The sequence below is a fragment of the Bacillus sp. Xin1 genome, assembly GCF_013314535.1.
In the GTDB taxonomy this organism is placed as follows: domain Bacteria; phylum Bacillota; class Bacilli; order Bacillales; family Bacillaceae_G; genus Bacillus_A.
The window spans coordinates 257,170-283,774 of sequence record NZ_JABUAE010000002.1 but is presented as its reverse complement, the minus strand read 5'-3'; the positions used below and the strand labels follow the sequence as shown (position 1 = coordinate 283,774).

The window sequence follows — 26,605 nt, the reverse complement described above, 5'->3', positions numbered from 1 at the left end:
GTATCGCGGGTAAATATAACTCGTCCCTTTATTAAGGGGCGAGTTTTTTGTGTTCTTACAAATAAATTTTTATAAAAAGGAGGAAAAACAATGAACACTGTATCAAAAAAACATGTTTTTTCCACAGGTCTTATGCTATTTTCTTTATTTTTTGGAGCAGGTAATTTAATTTTCCCTCCAATGCTTGGACAAAATGCTGGTGAGCACTTTTGGCCAGCCATGCTTGGCTTTTTACTAACAGGGGTGGGATTACCACTATTAACTGTTATCGCAATCTCTCTTTCAGGTAATGGAATGCAGCAGCTGGCAAGTCATGTTCACCCAATATTCGGAATCTTCTTTACCGTTGTCGTCTATATTGCAATTGGTCCATCTATGGGAATACCTCGCGTTGCAAACGTTGCATACGAGATGGGTGTAGGTTCTTTTTTACCAACAGATATTCGCACAAGCGGATTAGCATTATTGACGTATACTGTTATTTTCTTCGCGATTGTATATTGGCTAAGTTTAAACCCTTCTAAATTAGTAGATCGAATTGGTAATGTATTAACGCCTATCTTATTACTTTCTATTTTCTTTTTATTTATAAAAAGTGTGTTTACACCACTTGGGGAATCAGGTCCAGCAATGCAAGAATATCAATCTTCTCCGATTTTCAAAGGATTTATGGAAGGCTATTTAACAATGGATACAATTTCGGCTCTTGCATTTGGAATTATCGTCGTGAATGCAATCCGCTCAAAAGGTGTAAAAGATCGCAAGGCAGTTGCAATCGCAACGACAAAAGCAGGGCTGATTGCAGCTACAGGACTCGTTCTTGTATACGGAGCACTTGGATGGCTAGGTGTAACTAGTGTTTCACTTGGGTATGCAAAAAATGGTGGGCAATTACTTACCGTTATCGTTCAACAGTTATTTGGTCCATACGGCCTTTCTTTACTAGCTGTTATCGTAACACTTGCTTGCTTAACAACATGCGTTGGACTTGTATCAGCATGCAGCCAATATTTCTCAACTTTATTTACAAAATTTTCATACAAAACTTTGGCAAGTGTGATTTGCGGCTTAGGACTTTTAGTAGCAAACTTAGGATTAACAAAAATCATTGCGATTTCTGTACCCGTTTTACTTGTTGTATATCCAATTGCTATCGTACTTGTACTCTTATCGCTACTTCATAAATATTTCGGCGGTTACCGCTCTGTTTACGTTGGCGCTTTAATTGGAGCTGCAGTCATAAGTATATTTGATGGCTTAAAACAAGGAAACGTATCTGTTACATCCATTACTTCTTACTTTGAATATATTCCACTATATACTGAAGGAATCGGCTGGCTCTTACCAGCACTTACTGGAGCAATGATCGGTCTTGTCATTGCAAAACTACAGGGAGAAAAGCCTGTACCATTAATAGAAGATTCCTCTGAACGTAGAGTGTCCTAAAAAAACTCCCATTTCGGGAGTTTTTTTACATTTGGTAAGTCATACGACTAAAACTACTTACTTTATATACTTTTGTATAATATTCAAGATTCGTATCAACTGTTTCTACTTTTACAACATCATAACATTCTATTTGTTTTACTAAAAATAAATAATATTCTTCTGTCGCTTCAATGATTGCTATACAATCTGTTTCTACATCCAATTGCTCCTGAAGTGCTTGCAATGCATTCACATAATTTCTCAACTTTTCTTTTTTATTCTTTTCAAATATTGTTTGAACTAACATACACTATCTCCCCCTTTGTATGTAGTGTTTCTAATGGAATGATAACGCTTTCAAATAGATGCGTCAATAAAGAAAACTCCCACTAATGAAACAAGTCATTTCCAGTGGAAGTTCATCTTATTTCGTTAATTGATGTCTAAATGCATAAATAACCGCCTGCGTACGATCACTTACATTCAACTTATTTAATATATTACTAACATGTGTCTTCACCGTTTTGAGTGCAATAAATAGTTCATCCGCGATTTCTTGATTACTTTTTCCCTCTGCAATTAATAATAAAATTTCAGACTCTCGTTCTGTTAAATCTTCATGAAGAGGTTGTTCTTTCTTTTGACGCATACGAGACATCATTTTCCCAGTAACTTTCGGCTCCAACACCGTTTCCCCATCATAAGTTGCTCGTACGGCATCTGCGATATCGCTTGCTCTCGAGGTTTTTAATAAATAACTGGTCGCACCTGCTTCAATGACAGGATATAATTTTTCATCATCTAAAAAGCTCGTTACGACTACAATTTTCGCTTCAGGCCATTCTTGAATAATGGCACGTGTTGCCTCAACACCATCCATTTCATCCATAACAAGATCCATTAAAATAATATCCGGCCTTAATTCTAACGCTAGTTCCGAACCTTTTCTTCCATTTTCCGCTTCCCCGACTACCTCAATATCCGGTTGAGTTGATAAATATGCTGATACACCCATTCGCACCATTTCATGATCATCAACAAGCAATACTTTAATCATAATCCTCCCCCTCTCTCTATCATAATTGGTACCTTCACCTCAATCTGTGTACCTTTATTTGGAAAACTAAGCACTTTTAACGTTCCACCAATTTCATGGACACGCTCTTGAATAGACCTTAAGCCGTATGATCCAGCTTTATTGACACCTACCTCAAATCCAACACCATCATCAATGATTTTCAAAATCGCATACTGATCGATTTGGCGCAGACGTACCTCCGTTTTCTTTGCTTTTGCATGCCGTAATGTATTAGACAATGCCTCTTGTACAATACGGAATAAATGATCTTCCACACCTTTTTGTAATTGAATCGGTTCAATCAACCATTCTATTTTCATATGTTGTTTTCTTGAAAGTTCTGTTAGCAGTTCTTCGATGCCTTCTGTTAACTTTTTACCTTCTAATTGTACAGGACGTAAATGCAGGAGTAATGCTCTCATTTCCGATTGCGCATTTACAACCATATTTTCCACAAGTTGCAATTGCTTTTGGGTTGTTTCTGGCATATGATCTACCTGTTCATTAATCGCTGACATCATCATAGACATTGCAAAAAGCTGCTGACTCACTGAATCATGCAGTTCCCTTGCTAGTCGATGCCTTTCTTGTGAAATCGCTTCTTGTCTCATTTCTTCATTCCAATGAGCTCGTTCATTCGTTACCTTTTGAAATAACCCAGCCTGTTCCTCTAATCTTCGAGCAAGCGCAATTACTTTTCGCTCTACTTCATGAAATTCATCTTCCGCAGTAAACGAAACATCCTTTGGGAAATTCCCACGCTCTACTTCAAACAAGAAAGTATTCAAGCCTTGAATACGTTGCTGCATATAATAACCAATCGCATACCCTACAATTCCGCCCATAAGAAGACTTGTACTTATAATTAACAAGCCAATTGGAACAGAAGCAATGGATTCTTTCCATAATAAATCATATACTTCTTGCCCACTTTTCCACACATATACAACTGTACAAATAAGTGCAATACTAACAGAAGATAACATAGAATAACGAATATACATCCATGAAATATTTCCTTGCTTTTTCATTATACTTTCCTCACTTCCGTATCGCCTACGACAAGCGAAGAAATAATTTTAATACGGCGTGGAGCTTCTTTGTACTGTTCTGTCTTAAACGTAACATTTCGATTAAAACCTGTTTCTTCATGCCCTGGAAGTAAAACTCTTCCCATGATGACAGAATGATTTAAAGATAGTTCAATATCATATGGAACATACAAACGAATGTTACCAATAACGCCACGAATAACAATGACCGTTTCCCCTTCTGGAATCATCGCCGTCGTCAAATCAATTTCAACATCACCGACTCCGTACTGGACATTAATATCTTCTAACTCATAAATGTGGTCCATCATTCTTATGTTCCCAAGCATTATGTTCTTAAGATATGGTTCTGTTCGATAGATTTGTTTTTCTTCATCTATATATCCTTTTTCCTTAATTTCCACCTTTACAGTTTTTGGCTTTTGTTGTCCTTGAATAAGCTGATAGCCGATGAAGGCTAAGCAAGCAAATACAACGAGTACGAAGGCCGCTGATGAAAACAGGAAGAATAAAAAAACAATCCCTCCGACAAATAAAAACACATTCCCTCTCACATATCGATTCTTTTTTCGATAATGTCTCCCGAACATAATCATAATAAATGCAAAGATAAGAGCACCTGGTTCAAAATGTCCGAGAACCATATCAAGAAAAAGACCAAATCCAAATATGATGAGGAGCATCCCCACTAGTTGTGATTTAGAAAATTGTTTCTTCATTTCAGCTCCTCCCTTCTTGTTACATATAAATAGAAGAAAAAGGTATTGCTTTCCAACACCTTTTCTTCTATCACTATATCATAAGCTCGTTTTATAATATACTACAATTATTTTATTACTTCTTTGTCTAAAGATACTTCATTTTTTTCTTTCATTTCGCGTTCCAGTTTTGCAATTTTCATATCAAATGTATCACGCTCATGCTCTTCATTCATGCGAAGCTCTAAATCACGAATGTGATCTTCAATTTCTTCAAATCGTAAGAACGGATTATTCTCATCCATTTTATGAAGAGCCGTATTCATGCGACGGTTGGCATGAGCCATATTTTCGCGAGCCATTAATTCCATACGCTTTGCATTCATTTCTTTTAACTTATTCTTCATTTCAGAAAGACGACGTTCTAACTCATCAATTTGTTCCAATACACCTGCATACATTTCCTCTAGACGAGCGACTTGCCCTTCATAATATGCTACTTCTTCTAACGCACGTTCATGTAGTTGCATTTCCCCTGCTTCTTGTGCGATGATCGCCTGCTTTGATCTCTTATTTACGAAATAACGAGCCTGCTCAAGTTCACGAGCAAAGTTAGATTTTAATGTTTTATGGCGCTGAATTAATTTTTCAATTTTTGTTACTTCACGCTCACTATCGCGTAAATATTGATTTAACATAGCAATTGGATTTTTTCTTTCTTTCTCATCTAAAACATTATGAAAATCTGCTAAAATTGCATCACGTACACGTCCGAATAAAGATTGTTTCATTCTAATCTTCCTCTCTTCTACTTTATGATTTATATTGTTTTATATTAGTTTTTCATTAACTGGTTCCACTCATCTTCAAAGTTGCTATATGGTTTAGAACTTTCTGAAGTAGAATCAACTACTGCATCTTTATCTTTTTTCCACTCACGGTATCCGTAGTATAGAACGACTAACGCTACGATACCGATTAATGCTGGAGAATGGGAAAGAGCAATTGACAAGCCGATTAAACCGACAATCCCCCAAGCTAACTTCCCCAAAAATGATTGTGTCCGCACAAATAATTTATAGCTCCAGTACACAATTCCTGCTCCAATTGCAAATCCTACAATCCCAGCAAGACTACCAAGAGCAATTAAAGCCAAAATACCGGCTGCGATAAACGCTAAAAATTGTTTCATCTTGTGCTCGCCTCCCTTCGATTTGATACTCTTATCTTAACTATTTTTTCATTTTTCCATAACGAGCTTAAGAACCGTTTTCTAATCAGACTTAAGACCTATTCCAAGTCAGTCTTATATTAAGGTAGATATAAAGAAAAAGGATGCCTCGTATAAGGCACCCTTTTTCTTTATGCTGTTTTATGATATTGCTTTTTTTTCGCTACTTTTGAAAACCTTGGAAAACCAATTAAAGTAGAAACTATACCACATACCCCAACTAAAATTGGATAAAACGCATATGGTAACAATTCAACCGGTGACAATGCTGCAAAACCTGCCGCGGTTAACATTTGAGCCCCATATGGAACTAATCCTTGTACACAGCATGAAAATAGATCTAACACACTCGCCGATTTTCGAGGATCAATTTCATATTGATCTGCAATTTTTTTTGCAAGTGGTCCGGTAAAAATAATAGAAATTGTATTATTAGCAGTACACATATTCGTCATACTAACTAAACCAGCAATTCCAAATTCAGCACCTTTTTTCGAACGAATATTACGTGTTAATACGTCCATTAAATACTGAATACCACCATTATATTGAATTAGTTCGACCATTCCACCAATTAAAATCGATAAGAGCACTAGCTCCATCATGCCATTGATTCCCGTTGTTACACTTTTAAAGAAGCTTGCCAATGTGTAGCTACCATCAATAAGACCGATAATACCTGATAAAACTGTTCCACCCGTTAATACAATAAGTACATTCCAACCAAGTAATGCTGTAATTAGCACACCCGCATATGGTAAAATTTTCACCCAATCGAATGCATGAACTTTGATTTCGGTACCATTTCCAAGTGTAAGCATAACCAATAATACAATTGTAATAATCGCAGCTGGCAATACAATTAAAAAGTTTGTTTTAAACTTATCCTTCATTTCTGTTCCTTGTGAGCGAACGGCCGCAATTGTTGTATCAGAAATAAATGATAAATTATCACCGAACATCGCTCCGCCAACAACTGTTGCCATTACTAGTGCAATCGAAATATCTGTTTGCTGACTAATCCCGACTGCAATTGGCGCTAACGCTGCAATAGTCCCCATAGAAGTTCCCATTGCTAGTGAAATAAAGGCCCCTATAACAAAAATGCCTGCAACAATAAATCCTTGCGGTAAAATAGATAGCGCTAAATTAACTGTAGAGTCAACCCCGCCCATTCCTTTTGCAGTTTCAGAAAACGCACCCGCAAGTACAAAAATCAACACCATAATCATAATATCCGGATTACCAGCTCCTTTGGCAAACCGTTCTACTTTTGATGTAAAGCTTTCTTTTCTATTCATCACTAATGCAGTCCCTACAGCAATTAAGATTGCTACAAGTATCGGCAATTTATAAAAATCACCTGTAATAATTCCAGAACCAATAAATAGTGCTAAGAATATTCCAAGCGGTAATAATGCTAAGCCATTCCCTTTCGTTTGTTTCAAAATAACATCTCTCCCTAGTTCTAAAACCTTTTCTATCTCATAACAAAAGACCTCTTCCGAAAAGAAGAGGTCTTATACATTCATAAGAAACACTCTTCTCATCTGTCAAGCACATGCTTGCTGGATTTGGCACAGCACTCTGTTGTGAGTCCGCTGCCGAGGCATCGTAGGGCCAGTCCCTCCGCCTCTCTTTATAAGAAGGTTTCATATTTTATTTTTAATAATAATTTCCTCCCTAACTTTACTCGCTTACGAATAAAAAGTCAATTATTATTTGTATGAGAATATTTTACATTTTTCGATATTTATACAGAATTACGAAATAAAATAAGCAATCTATAAGAAAAATACTCATTTTAATTTTTCAATTTCCATTTCTAAAATTTCGATCCAAAAAAACTTTTTCTTTTCAATTGTTGTAATAATCCACTTAGCTGTATCCCAAGCTACATGATATTCTTTTTTAGAAATATCCCCAGCTATATATGCTCCCTCTAACTCATCTTCATCCAATACATATACATCACCATTAGGTAATAATACCACATCTAAATAGAGATCATCAAAATACGGCATGCCTCTCTCATCTACTTCATATTCTTTGGCTACATCAATATAAAACTGCACTAACTCCTTCTTTTCATTTAACATAGCTGTAATCGCAAAGTTCTTATCGTTTATAAAATACTGCATCCATGTGTACCCATCATTTACAATACAAATTTTTTGATTATTATATTGCTTATAGCTAGGCTCTTTCACTTTTTGCATATGCAGCACACCTAACATTCCTTGCTCAATTGTCTTCACTTCATATGTTTTCTCTATTAACCGTTCCCAAGTAGAGCCATCGCCATATTTTCGTTTCATGATTCCTAACCCCTTTTCTATGCAAAAAAGCCCCCACATCTTATGCGGGGGCTCTGCCAATAGCTATTAAGCTGCCTGTTTTTCGGAAAGCTCTTTTAAATAAGCTTGTCCTTTTGCATCGTCATATTGACCTTCCCATTTAGACATAACAACAGCTGCTAAAGAGTTACCTACTACGTTAACTGCTGTACGAGCCATATCTAAAATACGGTCAATACCTGCGATAAATGCTAATCCTTCTGCCGGGATACCTACTGTACCAAGTGTTGCTAATAATACAACGAACGATACTCCTGGTACACCCGCAATTCCTTTAGATGTAACCATTAATACAAGCAATAATGTAACTTGCTGCGCGAGAGATAAATCAATGCCATACATTTGCGCTAAGAAAATTGCTGCAATGGCTTGATATAAAGTTGATCCATCTAAGTTAAATGAATAACCTGTCGGAATAACGAAAGATGTAATCGCTTTCGGACAACCGAACTTCTCCATTTTCTCCATGATTTTCGGTAAAACCGTTTCTGAGCTTGCAGTAGAATACGCTAAAATAAGCTCATCTTTTAAGATCTTAAAGAATTGGAAAATGTTAATACCAAATATTTTCGCTGTAAGACCTAATACTACTACAACGAAGAAGATCATTGATCCATATACGACAATTACTAATTTCCCTAACGGAATTAATGAAGCAAGACCAAATTTAGAAACCGTTACACCAATTAATGCGAATACACCAAACGGTGCGAATTTCATAACTTGGTTTGTTACATAAAACATTGAATCCGCTACACCTTGGAAAAATTGAAGAACCGGTCTTCCTCTTTCACCAATTGCTGCAATCCCTAAACCAAATAGTACAGAGAAGAAAATAATAGCAAGCATATCACCTTTTGCTAATGATTCTACAATATTTGTCGGAACAATGTTTACAAATGTATCAGCAAAAGAGTGACTCTGCACTTGCTCTGTCGTTTGCGTATATTTAGAAATATCTGTCTTTGTTAACTCATCCATATTTACGCCTTTTCCTGGTTGGAAAATATTCGCTACCAGTAGACCAACAACAATTGCAACTGTTGTAATAATTTCAAAATAAAGAATTGTCTTTCCACCTAATCGTCCTAGCTTTTTCACATCACCAACGCCAGCAACACCAACAACGATGCTCGCTACGACAATCGGTACAACAATCATTTTAATTAATCGGATGAAAATATCACCAATTGGTTGTAAGTACCCTGCAACTGCTGTATTGCCATAAAAAATCGCCCCAACTGCAATACCAAGCGCAAGTCCTATTAAAATTTGCCATGCAAGTCCTATCCTTTTCATACTTGCTGCAACCCCCTTCTTACATGCATTAACTCTACATTTCTTTTTTCTATAAAACTAAGAAATTAAGAGTATTACATATTATTCGACAATTCACTACATTTTTTGTCTCTGTTAAAAATGATAAATCAAAAAATGAAATCTGACAACAAAATAAGTTTGCGTGAACGCAAATAATTTTCTTGACAAAAACAAAACCCATGTCAGAAAACCTAACATGAGAACGATTCCTTAAAGTGTTTATCGGTGTTCTCTCTCCTTTATTTTCATTACATCAAACGAAATAATATACAAAAATTACCTTATTCCCGACAATTCATAGTACATTTATAAAACTTTCGTTACATTATGATTACAATAATAGACAGTATTCTTCCAATTATGATATATACATCATAGGGAAAGGAGCTAGACCACTATGAAAAAGAAATACGTCGCTTTCAGCGTATTAGCAGCAAGTGCTATTTTTGTTTCTCCATTGCAGTCAGTTACATATGCAGAAACAAGTCAAGATAAATTATCTAATATTCAATCCGAATTAGAGGGTAACCAACAAGAATTACAGAACAAGTCAGCAGAAAAAGAACAGATGGAAAAGGAAATACAAGACTTACAAAAAAAGATTGATGAGTTAACAGCTTCTATCAATAAAAATGAAGCTGATTTAAACGATACACAAACAGAAATTAGTAAAACACAACAAACAATTGCCGATAAGAAGAAACGTATCGAACAATTGCAAACAAATATCGACACTCGTCAAGACGTCATTAAACAACGACTACAATCCATGCAAGAAAAACCACGAACAAATATCGTAACTGAAGTATTGATGAACTCAAATAATTTCGCGGATCTTGTTGATAATATGTATTCCGTTAGCTTGATTTTAAATAACGATACAGAGATTGTAAAAAAACAAACAACTGATCAAGAAACTGTAAAAACAGAAAAAGAAGCTGTTGAAAAGAAAGAACAACAACTAAACGAATCGAAGCAAAAATTGGAGCAAAAGCAACAAGAACTTCAGAAAAACCACCAAGAACAACAAGCACTTATTAACGATCTACATACTAAAGTATCAAAAGTAGATTCTGAGATTGAAGGCTTAGAAGAGTCAAAAAGTATTTTAGAAAATCAACGCCAAGCTGTTCAAAAAGCAATTGAAGAAGAAAAACGAGCGGAAGAAGCTCGTAAGGCTGAGGAAGCTCGTAAAGCGGAAGAAGCACAAAAAAACGCTTCTACTAAAGAAGCTGCACAAACTGCTCCAACACCGCAAGATACAAATAAAAATGGCTTTATTAAACCAGCAGCCGGAAGATTCAGTTCAGGATTTAACGACCCTTCCCGCGGACGCCATGCTGGTTTAGATATCGCCGCTTCTGGTACAGTACCAATTATGGCAGCTGCTGATGGTGTTGTCATTCGGTCTGATATGTCATCTAGTTACGGAAATGTTGTCTATTTATCACATCGAATGAATGGCAAAACATACACAACAGTATACGCTCATATGAGCAGCCGCTCTGTATCTGTCGGTCAAGCTGTAAAACAAGGTCAACAATTAGGTTTCATGGGAAATACTGGGCAATCTACTGGGCAACATTTACATTTCGAAATCCATATTGGCGAATGGAATGTAGGTAAAACAAATGCAGTTGATCCTTCTGGTTATATCGGATCATAAATAAAAAACTCGGTGCATACCGAGTTTTTTTATTTACGACGAAAGTTATAAAGAAAAGTATTTGCTATAAAATGAAACTTTAATCAGCCCTCACCAATCGGGCTTTTACGGGCAGTTGATCTCCCATCCATCTTCCTTATTCCTCTCTGAATCTTGAGATGAGAGTCTTACTGCCCATTAATGCGGGATACAATCAAACTAAAAAGCAGGGAGAAACCCCTGCTCATTTTGTAAACATTTTAAACACACCAACTGCATTTAGAAACACAATTACTACTGTTACCGGAATAATATAACGCAGTAAGAAAAACCATATGTTAAATAATGTTTTCCCTTTCGTTTCTGTAACTTCTAATTCTTTCATTAATAAGTCTTTACTCATTTTATTTGGTACAAACAATGAAATTGCTAGTACCCCTAGCGGCAGCAATACATTACTTACTGCAAAATCCACTAAATCAAAAAATGTTTTTCCGAAGACTTTCACATCACTCATAACTCCGAATGATAAAGCTGATGGAATTCCAACCGCAAAAATAAGTAATCCAATAATAAATGATGCTGAAGGACGTTTTTTCTCATTATCTTTTGCGACAGATGCAACAACAATTTCAAGCATTGAGATTGCAGAAGTTAACGTTGCAAAGAAGAATAAAATTAAAAACATGATAAAGAAAAATTGTCCGAATGGTATTTTCGCAAACACAGCTGGAAGAATAATAAACAATAAGCCTGGTCCCTCTGTTGGTTTAACTCCTAATGCGAAGATTGCCGGGAAAATTGCTAGTCCCGCAAGCACCGTAATAAAAATTGTTAAACTTACAATTGATGTTGCGGACTTTGCTAAATGCTCTTCTTTCTTTAAGTACGAGCTATACGTTACCATCACCGAAGCACCTACTGTTAGCGAAAAGAAGGATTGTCCCATCGCATACAAAATTGTATCTGCTGTTAGTTTTGAAAAATCTGGTTTTAAGAAAAACTCAACACCAGCCCATGCCCCATCAAGTGTAAGAGAACGAATAATAATAGCAATAAATAAAATAAATAATAGAGGCATCATATACTTACTTGCTTTTTCGATCCCCTTTTCTACACCTTTACTTACTACAAAAATAGTGCAAAGCATAAAGAGTAACTGAGCACCTACTGCACTAACAGGATTCGAAATTGTTTGCTCGAACAATTTTCCGTATTCCACTGTCCCGCTCCAAAAGTTACCAGTCACACTATAATATAAATATAATAAAATCCACCCACCTACAACACTATAGAAAGATAGTACACTAAAACAAGTAACAACTCCCATACGACCAATCCATGGATATAATTTACTATTTGGTACTAGCAATTTATATGCAGTAACCGCTTCTTTTTGTGTACTACGGCCAATAACAAACTCCGCTAAAAGAAGAGGCATACCAATAAATAACGTTAATAATAGGAAGACTAAGAAAAACGCTCCTCCCCCTCCATTACCTGCAACGTATGGAAACTTCCATATCGCTCCAAGTCCTACTGCGGCTCCGGCTGCTGCGAGTACAAAACCAATTTTCGACGTCCATTGCTGTGTTTCTTTCATCGTAAATTCTCCTTTTCTGAATATTTATATTTTTCTTAATTATACACTTTCATTTCATACTCGCCCACCTCCTTTAGAAAATAAAAAAGTCCCCTACATGCTACTATGCATGTAGAGGACGATATATGTAATAGAATACCGTGGTACCACCTCAATTGGATCAACAATCCCACTTGTTCAGGTACAGGAAAAATTCCGATACCCTATCCTTGTAACGGCGGAACCCGGGTTGCCTACTAATCTGTTCAGCATACCTCTCGCAAGCCCATTCTGTATATTTTATCGTACCGGGCTCACACCTTATCCCAGCTCTCTGAACGCATCAAATATACGTACTCTTCTTGCTCATCGATTTCATCTATTGAAGTTACTTGTGATTATAGAGTAGATTGCTATATTTGTAAAGAAGAATTTAATTTATTCTTTAATAGACCCTTTCACCTAACTCTTGTAAAAACCTTTCCCTTTTCTGCTCGTTTTGAATATACTCAAGCTTCAATACTTCTTGCAATAAAATATTCTGCCTTCTTTTTTCTAATGGCAATTGTTTCACTTTCATTCTCACTTCATATAAGAAATCAAGATATTCTTCATATGTCTCATCATATTTCGCAGCAATATCATCCCGAATCTTTTTCGCAAGTTTCGGACTTGCACCTCCAGTAGAAACAGCAACATTGAGCTTTCCTCGATGAATAGCTGCCGGAAAATGAACATTTCCGCTTTCAGGGTTGGTAATTACATTAACAAGCTGGTTTAATGATGCATCTTTTGCAATAGATTCATTTATTATTGAATCACTTGTAGCTGCCACTACTAAAAAAGCACCTTCTAAATCCTCTTTTTCATAATCTTTTTGAAACCAACGAATTTGCTTCGATTCTACAAGCTTTACTAAACTCGCATCTAATTCACGACTCACTACAACTATATCCGCTCCTTCTTTTAATAAAGGAGCGATTTTAAATGATGCCACTTTACCACCGCCAATGACAACAACACGTTTCTTTTCAATTCGTACTGTAAGTGGATACATACTCATCTCCCCTTAATATTTCTTCCGTTTTCTGGATTAGCATTTCTTGAAATACACAGTTTTTTCCTAAATAAGGACTTACATATATATTCGTAGAATGGTATCCACGTACTTCCTTCTCAATGTGTCTCATTAATAAGCCTGTAAATAACAAATAAGGTAGAATGACAACATTCTCCTCTTTTCGTTCTACAACTTCTTTTAATTTCTCCTCAAACCTAGGCTCTGCCGCAGCTAAATAACATACTTCTACCTTTTTAACTTTCTCCTCTTTTTCAAACAGAGAAGCAATACGTTTCATATCTTGTAACGTCTCAAGATCACTACTCCCTCTTGCCACAAGCAACAAGGTTACCCCACTTTCATACTCTTTAATACCGCTCCCTTTATACGTAGCGGATACGAGTGATTCTGAAACACCAAACGGATTTCCGTAAGTAATTGCAATGTGAGGATATTTATTTTGCATTTTTTGGAGTTCATTTGGAATATCTTCTTTCACATGCCCTGCTGCTAATAAAAAAATAGGAACAACGACAATTTCTGTTGCTCCTCTCCTTACGCAATTAGCAAATCCTTCTGAAATATCAGGCTGTGCTAATTCTAAAAAACATAGTTCTTGAATAGAAGCTGATACACAGTTCATACAAGCAGAAACAAAATCTACCGCTTCCTCTTTTGCCTCTTTCAGCCTACTTCCGTGACATACATATAATACAGCTTTCATTTTATAACACTCCGCTTACAGGATACGTAATGTCCACCTGTTTTTCAAACCAATGAATTTTTTCACGGAAACGAACAACTTCTCCGATTACAATCATACTCGGATTTTGGACCTGTTCTTTTTCAGCAAGCGTTACAATTGTTCCTAACGTTCCTGTAATGGTTCGCTGAGATTGTGTAGTTCCCCACTCTACAATAGCCACTGGCGTATTTTCTCCTTTTCCATATTTCAAAAGTTGTTCACATATATAAGGAAGATTGCTTACCCCCATATAAACAGCAAGCGTGTCAACACCTTTCGCTAAGTTCTCCCACTTCACTTCTTCTTCAGCACCTTCTTTTCGATGCCCTGTCACAACTGCAAAACTTGCGCTCGCATCCCTGTGCGTTACAGGAATCCCCGCATATGCAGAAGCAGCTATTCCTGCTGTAATACCAGGTACAATTTCAAACGGAATACCATGCTTCGCTAACGCTTCTGCTTCTTCACCACCTCTTCCAAATACAAACGGATCTCCACCTTTTAATCGCGTTACGACTTTTCCTTTTTTTGCATATTTAACAAGAAAGGCGTGAATCGTTTCTTGTTTCATCGTGTGATAGTTTGGGAGTTTTCCGCAATATATTAAGTCAGCATCTGGCTTCGCATAAGAAAGTAACTCTTTATTTACAAGACGATCGTATAAAATAACATCCGCCCGCTCGATACACTTTACTCCTTTTACAGAAATTAAATCCGGATCTCCCGGCCCTGCACCAACAATATATACCTTTCCCATCATCTCTCCTCATTTCTACTATAAAGTGAAACTTCCATCAGTGGGGAGTTTCATCCCCCACTGATGGTTAGTTGAACCAATCGGGCACTTACGGGCAGTTATCCTCTACCTAACTTCTTTGATTTCCTAACATCTTAAAGTGAGGGTATTACTGCCCGTTAGTGCGGGATAAAGTGAAGCTTCCATTCCTATTACGAATGGAAGTTACTATTCAAATCGGTGTCATTTTGTATTACAATGTCTCCTGCTCATGAATAACAAATGCTGCACCTTTGCGGATCTTCTTTTTTTCATGCAGAGAGATTTCCTTCACTTCTGGCAACGGTAAAAAATACTTCTCCAATTCTACCTCAACAAGTCTAAATGCCTGTTCCTCACTTTGTGCAACAACTACTACAGGAACAACACCATTTGCCAACACTGCTTCAAAACGATACAAATCCATATTGCTCCCTCCTAAGATGCAATCACTTTTTCTAAAATTGTATTTAACGCGGATTGTAAATTTTCTACTCCAACGCGTTCTGCAAACTCATAAAAAGTTTCAGCTGGCAGTTTATGTTCTTTAAAGTATGTTAAAAACGATACAAGAACATCCGGAAGGTCTTCCCCATCAATCTTCCCTTTTAATTTTTGGTTATAAACACCACCATCTAATAACGTACCACCTACATAAATTTCAAACGCTTCAACAATTCCTTTTTCTTTCGTCTTCAATTTCACGCCTTGTAATCCGATATCCGCAATCTGCCTTTGACCACATGAATTTGGACATCCCGTCATATGAATACGAACTGGTACATCAAGTACAAGTTGTGTATCTAAATAGTCCGCAATATTTCGTAAGCGCGCTTTTGTTTCTACCAATGCGAGATTACAATACTCAATTCCCGTACAAGAAACTGCATATCCAATGAATGATTTTGGTTTTGCTGAAATCGATTCAAACAATGGTTCTTGTAAAAGTGCCTCGACGTTTTCTTCAGGAACATTTGGAATAATAAAATTTTGCGAGTTACATGTACGAATCTCACCATTTCCATACTGCTTCGCAATTCTAGCAATTTCAAATAACTCCTCAGAATGTAAACGTCCAACAGGCACATTAAAGCCAACGTATGATAAATCACCTTGTTTTTGCTTATGAACACCGTAGAAATAACCTGCATTCCATCCTTTTACAGCATCGTTTCCTTTATCGTGTAAAGGCTCTGTATATTCTAATAATTTTTCTTTGAATTTTTCCGCACCCCAATCAGCAACTAAAAATTTCAAACGTGCTAAATGTCGCTTTTCACGATATCCAAAATCACGGAAAACCGTAGCAATTGCAATTGCTACCGACTTCACTTGTTCAGGAAGAATGAATAAATCTAACTCCTGCGCTAAATACGGACGAGCAGATAATCCCCCGCCTACTCGTAAATGAAAGCCTTCCACTATTTTTCCATCAATTTCTTTTGTAGCTGGAGTAAAGGCAGCACAGTTAATTTCAGCATTTGCTGCATTATATACATTTGTACTAATTGACATTTTAAACTTTCGAGGCAAATTCGAAAATTCTTCATTATGTTGAAAGAACTCATATACCTCTTTTACAATTGGTGCTGTATCAAATAATTCATCACTATCAATACCAGCAAGAGGATTCCCAATAATATTTCTTGTAATATCACCACAAGCTCCCGCCGTTGATAATCCCACTTTTTCTAGACGGTTAAAAATATCTGGCATTTGACCAATTTCAAGCCAATGAAATTGAATCGCCTGTCTTGTAGTAATATCAAGAACGTCACGACCATAATCTTCTGCAATAGAAGCCAATACTTCGACTTGTTCATTCGTTAAAATACCAGAAGGAATATTTACACGCATCATGAAATACCCTGCTTCTTTTGGACGTTGTAAATATAATCCTGCCCATTTAAAGGAATCCCACTCTTCTTTCGGAATAGAATCAAACCCATTTTCAGCATAATACGGGATAGCTTTAAAAATTTCCAAGCCATCTTTTTCTAATTTCTTTTTCTCTGTAGCATTTAACTTTTCATTGTTTGCCCACACTTTTTCATAACTCATTTTTATTCCCCCTATATAAAGCTACGCTCTTGTAAGTAACCGATAATTTGTTCTGCACATTGTTCGATTGAATAAAGATGTGTTTCTACTACCACTTCTGCCTCTACAGGTTCTTCATATGGCGAATCAATACCGGTAAATTGCTTAATATTACCTTGTCTCGCTTTTTTATACAGTCCTTTGGGATCACGTTTCTCACATTCTTCTATTGGACACTTTACAAATACTTCAATAAATTCATCTTTTTCGAGAATATCTCTTACTTGCTGACGATCCACTCGAAATGGAGAAATAAATGCTGTTAGTACAATTGTCCCTTGATCTACAAATAACTTCGCTACTTCACCAATTCGGCGAATATTTTCTGTCCGATCACTTTCGGAAAATCCTAAATCTTTATTCAAACCATGACGAATGTTATCGCCATCTAGTACATAATTCCCAATATTTTTTTCGAACAATTTCCCAGCAACCGCATTTGCTACTGTTGATTTTCCAGAAGCTGATAATCCGGTGAACCAAAGTACAAAACTGTGGTGGCCACTTTTCTTTCGTCTTTCTTCTTTTGAAACAGATGCTGTATGCCAAGTTATATTTGTTCCCATCCTACTCTCTCCTTATTTTGTAACGACTTCTTTTTGTAAACCACGAATTAATATTTCTACAACTTCTTTACGGCTAAATGTACTTGGTGGAATTTCTCCATTTCGCAACATTTCTCTTACTTTCGTTCCCGATAAAATAACATGCTCTTCTTTACCGTGCGGACATGTTTTCGTAGAAGCCATCGCTTCACATTTTGTACAGTAAAAGCTATGCTCAAAAAAGAGCGGTGTAATCCCTAACTCTTCTACTGTAAAATTCGTAAAAATCTCTTGCGCTTCGTACGTACCGTAATAATTTCCTACCCCAGCATGATCACGCCCCACGATGAAATGTGTACAGCCAAAGTTTTTTCTAACCAGTGCGTGAAATATCGCTTCACGCGGCCCCGCATAACGCATTGCTGCCGGAAAAACACTTAAAAAGACACGATCGCCCGGATAATAATTTTTCAAAAGCACTTCATAACTTTCCATTCGCACATCAGCTGGAATATCGTCTGATTTCGTTTCACCAACGAGCGGATTTAAAAATAAACCGTCTACAATTTCCAGTGCAGACTTTTGAATATATTCATGCGCACGATGAACAGGGTTTCTCGTTTGAAAGCCCACTACTGTTTTCCAGCCTCGCTTTTTAAATTCTGCACGCGTTTCACTTGGATCTAAATGATAAGAAGGAAACTTATCATTTTCCAAACGCTTTACAAGCGTAATTGTTCCTCCAACATAAACATTCGGTCTATCATATAATTTTTTCACACCTGGATGAGCAATATCCGTCGTTTTATAAACAAACAATGCTTCCTTCTCTTTATCCGGTGTAAAAATATCTTCTATTTGAATAATGCCATACGTGATTCCTTCTTTAACAAGACGAACCTCTTCACCAATTTTTAATTGTTTCGCCGTTCCTTCCGTTATTGGTAGTGTAATAGGGATACTCCATACACTCCCATTTGCTAAGCGCATTGTTTCAAGTACAGATTGATAATCTTCTTCTCCTAAAAATCCTGTAAGCGGACTATAACCACCTATCGCAAGAAGCTCTAAATCACTTAAAGCAATTTTGTCTAATTCAATTTCTTTTGCAATATTTTTTGTGTCATATGTTTCATCAACACGATTTACTAATATGTTTGTTTTACTCATTTTTCTGTCCGCCTCTTTCACATATATTTAAAATCAACCATGACCTTATTGATAATGAAGGCCACATTCCGTTTTCATCTTTCCAGCCCATCGTCCGTCTCTTGAATCTCCTCCATCTCCTACAGGCAACGTACATTTTTCACACCCTATACTTGGATAACCAATGTCGTGCAATGGATTATAGGGCAAATTGTGCTTATATACGTAACGCCATACTTCCTTCCACGTCCAATGAATAAGCGGACAAATTTTAATAGACTGAAAGCGATGGTCTTGATTGATAAACTTTGTATGTTTCCTCGTTTCAGATTGTTCTCTTCTTAGACCTGATATCCACGCTTTTCCATTCGATAAAGATTCTTCTAAAGGTAATATTTTCCTTAATTTACAACAAAGATTGGGATTATGTTCCCACAAATTATCTCCATGTTTTTTTGCTTGCTCTTCAAGCGTAAGCGAAGGTTGCTTTTCAATAATTTCGAGATCCGGAAACCTTTCCCGTACTCGTTTAATTAAATCGTATGTTTCTTGAAAATGAACGTTTGTATCTAAAAAAACAACTTTTGCAGATGGATTTACTTGGTTTATAAGATGTAACAAAACCATTCCCTCTACACCAAAGCTACATGCGTATACAATTTCACCTTCATACTGTTTATAAGCCCACTCTAATACTTGCAGTGCTCCTTTTGTTTCATCTTCTTCAGAAAAAGAAATGAAGTCCTCTTTCCATGTTCCATACGTCAGCATGTTTTTTCCCCCTGTAACGCAAAAAGGCGGTTTTAACCTAATACAATAGGTTAAAACCGCCTCTAGTTTTTCTAGTCAGCGCTTTTTACTTTAAGCGTACTTTTTCACTTTTTTCAAGCTGAATCACTTTTCCATCTTGCACAACAATTGTAATAGAACCATATTTCATATCCGCAAGCATCGTTTGAATCTTTTCAGCTACTTCGTCAAAATGTCCACGCACTCCCACGAACAGCCCCCCTTTTTATTCATAAAAAAAATCTTTCCCATTTCGAAAAGACTGTTCGGTAATATATTTTACCTTATCTTTCAAAATGGATGCCATTTTGCTGGACTTAGCACCTTGCTCCTATAAGCAGGTTGCTGAGCTTCGTAGGGCCAGTTCCCTCCGCTTCTCTTGATAAGCTTTGTATTTGTATTTTATCATAATTCTGATTTTTTTCAATCCTAGTTTTCCGATATATTTTATATTTTTTATTTTTTTAAAGGAGTTGCCCAGTTCGAACAACTCCTTTTTATTGATTATACAAGCTCTTTTATGCGTATGCGATCGTTTCCAATTATATTTTCATATGTTTCGCGTTCGACAACAACTTGTGATGCCCCGCCTTTTGCAAATACTACAGCCGGTCTGCGTATGCGATTGTAATTATTCGCCATAGAATATCCATATGCTCCCGTACAAGAGATTGCTAACAAATCTCCAGAAGTAACTTGTGGCAGTTCTATATCCCAAATTAGCATATCCCCGCTCTCACAACACTTTCCAGCAATTGATACAATCTCTTCGGCATTTTCTCTTCCTCTATTGGCAAGCATTGCCTCATAACGTGCTCCATATAAAGCTGGTCTTAAGTTATCCGTCATTCCTCCATCAACTGACACATATTTACGAATACCCGGAATATCTTTTACAGCTCCTACTGTATAAATTGTTGTTCCTGCATCTCCGACAATACTACGCCCTGGTTCAATCCAAATTTCAGGGAGTGGATAATTCTTTCTTGTAAATTGTTCCCTCACTGCATTCGTTACAGCATGCACATACGTTTCAAGCGTAAGCGGTGTATCAGACTCTGTGTAGCGAATTCCAAATCCTCCACCAACATTTAATACAGTTACTACATAGCCTGTTTGTTTTCTTATTTCTTCTAAAAAGTTCCGTAATACTTCAATCGCTCGAACAAATCCTGCTGTTTCAAAAATTTGCGATCCAATATGCGAATGAATACCTAACACATTATAATTTGATTTCTCTAGTGCGATTTGAATCGCCTGCATTGCCTGACCAGTAGAAACTCCAAAACCGAATTTCGAATCATCTTGCCCTGTTGTAATATATTCATGTGTATGCGCCTCTACTCCAGGTGTAACTCGAATTAATATATTTACAATTTTTCCATACCGCTCTGCTAAGTCATGTAATATTTCCATTTCCAAGAAATTATCTACTACAAAACAGCCAATACCTGCTCGCAGCGCCATTATAATCTCTTCTTCCGTCTTATTATTACCATGAAAATGAATACGTGATGCTGGAAAACCAGCTTGTAAAGCAGTATATAATTCGCCACCAGAAACAACATCTAAAGACATATTTTCTTCACGAGCTACTCGGCACATCTCCATGCACAAGAACGCCTTACTTGCATATGCTACTTGGTAAGAGAACCCACTTTCTTGGAATGCAAGATGAAATGCGCGACATTTTTCACGCATAGCAGCCTCATCGTATACATAAAGTGGTGTCCCATATTGTTTTGCTAGCTGCGTTGTATCGCATCCTCCAATTTCTAAGTGTCCTTGGTCATTGATTCGGCTTGTGCCGTGTAAATACATTTGAATTCCTCCCTTATTTCCTCTAAAACTCATACCCTCAACCATCTTCTATTCATTGCAGCACGCTTTTAGGTAAACAAAAAACGCGCGGAACAATGTTCACACGCGTTTCTTATTAGGAATAATGTATCATGAAAAAATAAACGAGTTGTTATCTTCTCAAATAAGAAACCGCATCAACATCTCCAAATAGCTCTCCATAAAATAAAATTTTATGACAGTACTACATTTATTCAATGTAGTCCCAATATATGAATGCGGTGGTCATTCTTATATTTCGGCAATAGTCCCTTTCAAACTATGATCAAAGATTCCACTAAATCTCCCATAGCTTACTCTTTCCTATCGCGGCCTCTACCTTTGAGAGTAGATGAGGTAAGTCTATTTAATTTTCAAACATCTTATATTGGTATTAACAATACCAAATGAATAAATTATTTGTCAAACATTTTTTTATATTGGTTTTTTACAATTCAATTTCGTATCATTTGGTAAGCGCTTTATATCTATTTTTTTCACAATCCATTCTCCTTCATCATTATCAAATGTAATTCTTACTTTTTCAAATGGAGGAAGTACTTTCCCACCTATACCAGCTTCATATTTTGTCACTTCAATTACTGTTTGAAATAAATATGTACCACTATAAACTTTTTTTAGACTCACAATTTTCGGACAATCATATGGCTTTAGTTTTCCATAATGCTTTTCAATTGCAACATTTATTTTCGGAAATAATACAGAATAGAGTGCATCTTCTACCAAAAGTACATCATATTGTGCCGCCATCGCTGGTGGAGAAACAAATAATATAAAAACACTACATAATGCTAAACAAAATAACTTTCTCATTACAACCTCCATATCCTTACGAAACGTTTTTATGGTGCGATTTAAATCAACGGATTATACACCATCCATTTATTAAAGTTTCACTTTATTGTCTCCCACTTCTCTTTTTCTAATCGATTGTTACAAAAAGCATCCACAATTCCGTTTTGTTCTCATATAATAGTACACGTAGTATAATAATCATAAACATATAGGGCTGTTCGTATATATAAAGTGAAACTTCTATTCATTAAAGTACAATCACTAGAACTGTCATACGTATAAGAGAGGAGTATATTATGTTACAACATTTGTTTCTAAAATTACGATTTGCACTTGTTGCAGTCGTTTTATTATGGATCAAAACATATATTGTGTACAAGCTAGCCTTCGATATTAAAATTGATAGCTTCTTCGAAGAAATGATGCTTTTGTTTAATCCAATTGCTTCATTGCTTTTATTTTTTGGCCTAGCTTTATTCGCAACAAAATATCGAAATCGCCTTATTATTGGCATCAGCTTTTTGCTATCATTTATTTTATTTGGAAACGCGATGTTTTATGGATTTTATAATGACTTTGTCACATTTCCTGTACTATTCCAAACAAATAACATGGCGGATTTAGGAACAAGCATTAAAGAACTATTTACGTACAAAACATTACTTCTATTTGCAGATGCAATTATTCTAATGTTCCTTTCGCGTAAATTTCCAAGTTTTTGTGATAGTACACCGCTATCACGATCTGAAAAACGAAGCTTCTTTAGTGGTGTAACAGCTTTATTCGCATTGCAAATTATCGTGGCTGTTGTTCATAAACCTCATTTGTTTTCACATTCTTTTGACCGTCAAACTGTTGTGAAAAATCTAGGTTTATACACATATCATCTATTTGATATTACACTTCAGTCTAAATCTTCTACAGAGCGTGTATTCGCAAGCGGAGATGGTCTTTCTGAGATTAAAAACTACATGAATTCAAAAGATAAACAAACTGATAAAAATTTATTTGGAGCTGCAAAAGGAAAAAATGTCATTTTAATTTCAATGGAATCAACACAAAATTTTGTAATCAACAAGAAAATTAATGGAAAAGAAATCACTCCATTTTTAAATCAGTTTATAAAAGAGAGTTATTACTTCGATAACTTTTATCATCAAACTGGACAAGGAAAAACATCTGATGCCGAATTTATTGTGGAAAATTCACTCTATCCATTAGATCGTGGCTCTGTATTCTTTACTCATGCAAATAATGAGTACACAGCAACTCCTGAGCAGTTAAAGAAACATGGATACTATTCTGCTGTCTTCCATTCGAATGATAAAACATTTTGGAATCGAGATGTAATGTATCCAGCACTTGGATATGATCGTTACTTTAACCTAAATGATTATATCGGAACAGAACAAATGTCTGTTGGTTGGGGATTAAAAGATAAAGAATTTTTCGAACAATCAATTCCAAAACTTAAATCTTTACCACAGCCGTTTTATACAAAATTTATTACATTAACAAATCATTTTCCATTTCTTTTAAATCCAGAAGATCAATATATTAATGAGTATAATTCTGAGAGCGATGTATTAAATCGTTATTTCCCAACAGTTCGCTATACAGATGAAGCTCTTAAACTATTTATCCATCAATTAAAAGAAGAAGGATTATACGATAATTCCGTTATTGTTATTTATGGAGATCATTATGGAATTTCTGAAAATCATAATGCTGCTATGGCACAATTCCTCGGTAAGGAATCTATAACGCCATTTGACTCGATGCAGCTGCAACGTGTACCACTTATTATTCATGTTCCTGGTCAAGCAGGGAAAACTATTTCCAAAGTATCTGGACAAATTGATCTAAAGCCAACATTACTTCATTTACTTGGTATTAAAACAAACCAATCCATTGAATTTGGTACGGATTTATTTACGAAAAGCGAAGACCCACTTATGATTATGCGTGATGGTAGTTTCGTAACAAACGATTATGTTTATACAAAAAATATGTGCTATAAAAAGAGCACAGGTGAACCAATTGATTCAGCTATTTGCCAGCCGTATATTGAAAAAACGAAAACAGAATTAAATTATTCTGATAAACTTATCTATGGCGATTTATTACGGTTTGATCCTAATAATAAATATAAAACGGGAACAATGATAACGAAATTTGAATAATCTTAGAAGCAACCTCAAATGATAACAATTTGAGGTTGCTTCTTTCTTTACTAAAGCTTTCCCCTTTCATGCACATGATGGCTTTATTATATAAATACAAATTTAAAAACCGACATAAACCCTAATCTTTATGTGGGAGAGAGCAGTAACTTATATGTCGAAAAATCAAAATGGATTTATATAGAATCTTCGTACTTCGTCTCAGATCTCAGTGGAATTAAAAAAGGTAGTTGAGGGATACACTACTCGTGAAAGCTTACCGTAATGAACCAAACCACTGAATGCGGTTTCACTTTATGAAATCTTTCACAAAATGGTAATTTTTTCGTCCGTGGTAAGAAATTTATGGTATGATAAAATAAGTAACTTTTCATACACTAATTAAGAATTTATTACAGAAAGCAAGGGATCAGATTTTGTATAGAGCAGCAATTCCAAACTTATTTACGCTCGGAAATTTATACAGTGGATTTTTATCAATCGGCTACGCATCTTTAGGGTATTATAAATCAGCTGCTATTTTAGTACTAATCGGGATGATGTTAGATAGTCTTGATGGTCGGGTTGCTCGTTTATTGCGCGTGGATTCACAAATGGGGAAAGAACTTGATTCACTAGCAGATGTTGTTACGTTCGGAGCTGCACCAGCAGTTTTAATGTACTACACTTCTTTTTCCAACTATGGAATTATCGGACTATACATAGCAGGACTATTCCCTCTGTTCGGAGCATATCGTTTAGCACGATTCAATGTAACGCCTTCCTCTACTTCTATGAAGTATTTCACCGGCGTTCCTATTACTGCAGCAGGAGGACTCGTTGCCTTCTTGACACTATTTTCACATACCATTCCAAAAATTGTCCTCATTACAGTATTTGTAACGTTTGCATTTTTAATGGTAAGTCGTATTCGTATCCCAAGTTTAAAAGATGTGCCAATTCCACGATACAGTATTATTGTCACACTCTTTTTAATCGGAATTATTTATACAATGTATAAAACAAGCTTTGGCAACATTTCGGTATTTTTATTCATTGCCGTCCCACTTTATATTTTGTATATGTTATCTCAATTTATTAGGCAAAGACCTTCTCATAAAAAACGAGCAAATAAAGAAAAATAAAGAAAAACCTTCCACATTGGAAGGTTTTTCTTTATTTTGTCACTAACTCCTTTTGATTTACAGGCGTTAATGATTCTTCTCCTTCTAATACAGCTAAAATGTTGCGCACTGCCATTTCAGCCATGGCATCACGCGTTTCAAACGTTGCATTTCCAACATGTGGAGTTAGAACAACATTTTTTAATCCCTTTAATTTCTCTGTAATTTTCGGTTCAAACTCAAATACATCAAGGGCTGCTCCCTCAATTTCATTTGTTTCTAACGCATAAGCAAGCGCTAATTCGTTCATAATCGGACCACGTGCTGCGTTTATAATATACGCCGTTTTCTTCATTATTTTAAATTGTTCTTCATCAATCATATGATGGAGACTCGGATTATACGCGCAATTAATCGTAATAAAATCTGCTGTTTGTAACAGTTCTTCTAACGTTACATACGTTGCTTCCAATTCGTTCTCATCCTCTGGCTTACGATTTGGGCCGGTGTAAATAATATTCATTCCAAATGCTTTTGCACGTTTCGCAACAGCTTTTCCAATTTCTCCAAGACCGATAACCCCAATTGTCTTTCCATATACTTCTCGTCCGAGGAAAAAGAGTGGTGCCCAGCCATTAAATCCCACTGTACGACATAATGTATCTCCTTCTGGAATTCGCCTTGCAGCCGCTAAAAGAAGGGCAAATGTTAACTCTGCTGTTGCTTCTGTTGAAACTTTCGGTGTATTTGTAACCGCAATTCCTTTTTCTGCTGCGTACGTGTAATCAATGTTATCGTAACCTGCACCATAGTTAGCAATAATTTTCAAATCAGGCGCTGCATCAATGACTTCTTTTGTTACTTTTGTAGAAAGTAAGCTTAACAGTGCATCTTTATCCTGAACCCGCTTTACTAATTCTTCGGCACTAATTAATTCTTCTTTATCATACATTTCTACATCATAATTTTGTAATAGTCTAAGTCCGATTTCTGGAATTTTTCCTGCTACTAATATTTTTGCCATTACCAAGCACCTCTTCTATTAAAAAATAGGAATTTCCCTATATTATATTGTAAGAAATCTAAGTTAAAAAAGCCAAGGAATTTGAT

25 protein-coding genes, 1 pseudogene, 3 riboswitches and 2 other annotated features (1 of these 31 cut by a window edge) are annotated in these 26,605 nt (G+C 36.0%); of the genes and pseudogenes, 4 read left to right on the top strand and 22 right to left on the bottom strand.

Going from position 1 to position 26,605, the window contains the following annotated elements; translation table 11 throughout:
- Window positions 1-31 (top strand) — a binding site (T-box leader); it begins 228 nt to the left of the window's first position.
- 59 nt (window positions 32-90) lie between these two features.
- Window positions 91-1,446 (top strand): branched-chain amino acid transport system II carrier protein BrnQ3, encoded by a 1,356-nt coding sequence (brnQ3, locus tag HRG09_RS04575; protein WP_174099569.1) that lies wholly within the window; start codon window positions 91-93, stop codon window positions 1,444-1,446.
- 25 nt (window positions 1,447-1,471) lie between these two features.
- Here brnQ3 and HRG09_RS04570 read toward each other — a convergent pair.
- The 9 genes and pseudogenes from HRG09_RS04570 to gltP all read right to left on the bottom strand — a co-directional run bounded on the left by HRG09_RS04570 (window position 1,472) and on the right by gltP (window position 9,143).
- Window positions 1,472-1,802, bottom strand: a pseudogene (locus HRG09_RS04570) (DUF3992 domain-containing protein).
- A gap of 50 nt (window positions 1,803-1,852) precedes the next feature.
- Complete coding sequence (locus tag HRG09_RS04565; RefSeq protein WP_174099567.1) at window positions 1,853-2,485, bottom strand: response regulator; 633 nt, start codon at window positions 2,483-2,485, stop codon at window positions 1,853-1,855.
- On the bottom strand, window positions 2,482-3,537 hold the full coding sequence (locus HRG09_RS04560) for a sensor histidine kinase (RefSeq protein ID WP_174099566.1): 1,056 nt from the start codon (window positions 3,535-3,537) through the stop codon (window positions 2,482-2,484). The genes HRG09_RS04565 and HRG09_RS04560 overlap by 4 nt, the downstream gene beginning before the upstream one ends.
- Window positions 3,537-4,277, bottom strand: coding sequence for a cell wall-active antibiotics response protein LiaF (gene liaF / locus HRG09_RS04555; RefSeq protein WP_174099565.1), 741 nt, complete (start codon window positions 4,275-4,277; stop codon window positions 3,537-3,539). Before liaF ends, HRG09_RS04560 begins: the two co-directional genes overlap by 1 nt.
- Window positions 4,278-4,384: 107 nt before the next feature.
- The gene (locus tag HRG09_RS04550; RefSeq protein ID WP_174099564.1) at window positions 4,385-5,047 is read right to left on the bottom strand and encodes a PspA/IM30 family protein; all 663 of its coding nucleotides are present in this window, start codon (window positions 5,045-5,047) and stop codon (window positions 4,385-4,387) included.
- A gap of 44 nt (window positions 5,048-5,091) precedes the next feature.
- Window positions 5,092-5,448, bottom strand: coding sequence for a lmo0954 family membrane protein (locus HRG09_RS04545; RefSeq protein WP_174099563.1), 357 nt, complete (start codon window positions 5,446-5,448; stop codon window positions 5,092-5,094).
- Between the two features lie 170 nt (window positions 5,449-5,618).
- Window positions 5,619-6,935 (bottom strand): Na+/H+ antiporter NhaC family protein, encoded by a 1,317-nt coding sequence (locus tag HRG09_RS04540; protein ID WP_174099562.1) that lies wholly within the window; start codon window positions 6,933-6,935, stop codon window positions 5,619-5,621.
- A 95-nt stretch (window positions 6,936-7,030) separates the two neighbouring features.
- A riboswitch (SAM riboswitch) is annotated at window positions 7,031-7,135 on the bottom strand.
- Between the two features lie 151 nt (window positions 7,136-7,286).
- Window positions 7,287-7,805 carry a ribonuclease FAU-1 family protein gene (locus tag HRG09_RS04535; protein WP_174099561.1) on the bottom strand — a complete coding sequence of 173 codons (519 nt, stop codon included), beginning with the start codon at window positions 7,803-7,805 and terminating at the stop codon, window positions 7,287-7,289.
- 66 nt (window positions 7,806-7,871) lie between these two features.
- Window positions 7,872-9,143, bottom strand: a complete 1,272-nt coding sequence (gltP, locus tag HRG09_RS04530) for a glutamate/aspartate:proton symporter GltP (protein WP_174099560.1) — start codon at window positions 9,141-9,143, stop codon at window positions 7,872-7,874.
- Window positions 9,144-9,561: 418 nt separating this feature from the next.
- Between gltP and HRG09_RS04525 the strand changes: the two genes are divergently transcribed.
- Window positions 9,562-10,830, top strand: coding sequence for a murein hydrolase activator EnvC family protein (locus HRG09_RS04525; RefSeq protein WP_174099559.1), 1,269 nt, complete (start codon window positions 9,562-9,564; stop codon window positions 10,828-10,830).
- A 223-nt stretch (window positions 10,831-11,053) separates the two neighbouring features.
- Here HRG09_RS04525 and HRG09_RS04520 read toward each other — a convergent pair whose 3' ends face one another.
- From HRG09_RS04520 to HRG09_RS04465, 12 genes are all read right to left on the bottom strand, one after another.
- Window positions 11,054-12,412 carry a sodium-dependent transporter gene (locus tag HRG09_RS04520; RefSeq protein WP_174099558.1) on the bottom strand — a complete coding sequence of 453 codons (1,359 nt, stop codon included), beginning with the start codon at window positions 12,410-12,412 and terminating at the stop codon, window positions 11,054-11,056.
- A gap of 111 nt (window positions 12,413-12,523) precedes the next feature.
- Window positions 12,524-12,770: a binding site (T-box leader), on the bottom strand.
- A 66-nt stretch (window positions 12,771-12,836) separates the two neighbouring features.
- On the bottom strand, window positions 12,837-13,448 hold the full coding sequence (locus HRG09_RS04515) for an NAD(P)-binding protein (RefSeq protein WP_174099557.1): 612 nt from the start codon (window positions 13,446-13,448) through the stop codon (window positions 12,837-12,839).
- On the bottom strand, window positions 13,423-14,175 hold the full coding sequence (locus tag HRG09_RS04510) for a sirohydrochlorin chelatase (RefSeq protein ID WP_174099556.1): 753 nt from the start codon (window positions 14,173-14,175) through the stop codon (window positions 13,423-13,425). Before HRG09_RS04510 ends, HRG09_RS04515 begins: the two co-directional genes overlap by 26 nt.
- 1 nt (window position 14,176) lies before the next feature.
- Window positions 14,177-14,953 (bottom strand): uroporphyrinogen-III C-methyltransferase, encoded by a 777-nt coding sequence (cobA, locus tag HRG09_RS04505; protein WP_174099555.1) that lies wholly within the window; start codon window positions 14,951-14,953, stop codon window positions 14,177-14,179.
- Window positions 14,954-15,185: 232 nt separating this feature from the next.
- Entirely contained in the window at window positions 15,186-15,398 is a 213-nt protein-coding gene (locus HRG09_RS04500; RefSeq protein WP_174099554.1) for a DUF3906 family protein, read from the bottom strand.
- An 11-nt stretch (window positions 15,399-15,409) separates the two neighbouring features.
- A complete protein-coding gene (locus HRG09_RS04495; protein WP_174099553.1) occupies window positions 15,410-17,032 on the bottom strand; it encodes a nitrite/sulfite reductase in 1,623 nt (540 codons plus the stop codon).
- A gap of 11 nt (window positions 17,033-17,043) precedes the next feature.
- Window positions 17,044-17,637, bottom strand: a complete 594-nt coding sequence (cysC, locus tag HRG09_RS04490; RefSeq protein WP_174099552.1) for an adenylyl-sulfate kinase — start codon at window positions 17,635-17,637, stop codon at window positions 17,044-17,046.
- Window positions 17,638-17,649: 12 nt separating this feature from the next.
- Window positions 17,650-18,786: a sulfate adenylyltransferase gene (gene sat, locus HRG09_RS04485; RefSeq protein ID WP_174099551.1), complete on the bottom strand. Its 1,137-nt coding sequence runs from the start codon at window positions 18,784-18,786 to the stop codon at window positions 17,650-17,652.
- Window positions 18,787-18,831: 45 nt separating this feature from the next.
- A complete protein-coding gene (locus HRG09_RS04480; RefSeq protein ID WP_174099550.1) occupies window positions 18,832-19,536 on the bottom strand; it encodes a phosphoadenylyl-sulfate reductase in 705 nt (234 codons plus the stop codon).
- Between the two features lie 85 nt (window positions 19,537-19,621).
- Window positions 19,622-19,765 (bottom strand): YezD family protein, encoded by a 144-nt coding sequence (locus tag HRG09_RS04475; RefSeq protein ID WP_003196202.1) that lies wholly within the window; start codon window positions 19,763-19,765, stop codon window positions 19,622-19,624.
- A 70-nt stretch (window positions 19,766-19,835) separates the two neighbouring features.
- A riboswitch (SAM riboswitch) is annotated at window positions 19,836-19,943 on the bottom strand.
- Between the two features lie 115 nt (window positions 19,944-20,058).
- A complete protein-coding gene (gene lysA / locus HRG09_RS04470) occupies window positions 20,059-21,375 on the bottom strand; it encodes a diaminopimelate decarboxylase (protein ID WP_174099549.1) in 1,317 nt (438 codons plus the stop codon).
- Window positions 21,376-21,557: 182 nt separating this feature from the next.
- Window positions 21,558-21,740: riboswitch (Lysine riboswitch) on the bottom strand.
- An 88-nt stretch (window positions 21,741-21,828) separates the two neighbouring features.
- Window positions 21,829-22,227 carry a DUF3888 domain-containing protein gene (locus HRG09_RS04465; RefSeq protein ID WP_174099548.1) on the bottom strand — a complete coding sequence of 133 codons (399 nt, stop codon included), beginning with the start codon at window positions 22,225-22,227 and terminating at the stop codon, window positions 21,829-21,831.
- Window positions 22,228-22,505: 278 nt separating this feature from the next.
- Here HRG09_RS04465 and HRG09_RS04460 point away from each other — a divergent pair, with 278 nt between their 5' ends.
- Together HRG09_RS04460 and pssA are read left to right on the top strand one after the other, a co-directional pair.
- A complete protein-coding gene (locus tag HRG09_RS04460; RefSeq protein WP_174099547.1) occupies window positions 22,506-24,392 on the top strand; it encodes an LTA synthase family protein in 1,887 nt (628 codons plus the stop codon).
- Between the two features lie 416 nt (window positions 24,393-24,808).
- Window positions 24,809-25,516, top strand: coding sequence for a CDP-diacylglycerol--serine O-phosphatidyltransferase (gene pssA, locus HRG09_RS04455; RefSeq protein ID WP_098337605.1), 708 nt, complete (start codon window positions 24,809-24,811; stop codon window positions 25,514-25,516).
- Window positions 25,517-25,547: 31 nt separating this feature from the next.
- Here pssA and HRG09_RS04450 read toward each other — a convergent pair whose 3' ends face one another.
- A complete protein-coding gene (locus HRG09_RS04450) occupies window positions 25,548-26,519 on the bottom strand; it encodes a 2-hydroxyacid dehydrogenase family protein (protein ID WP_174099546.1) in 972 nt (323 codons plus the stop codon).
- Between the last annotated feature and the right edge of the window lie 86 nt (window positions 26,520-26,605).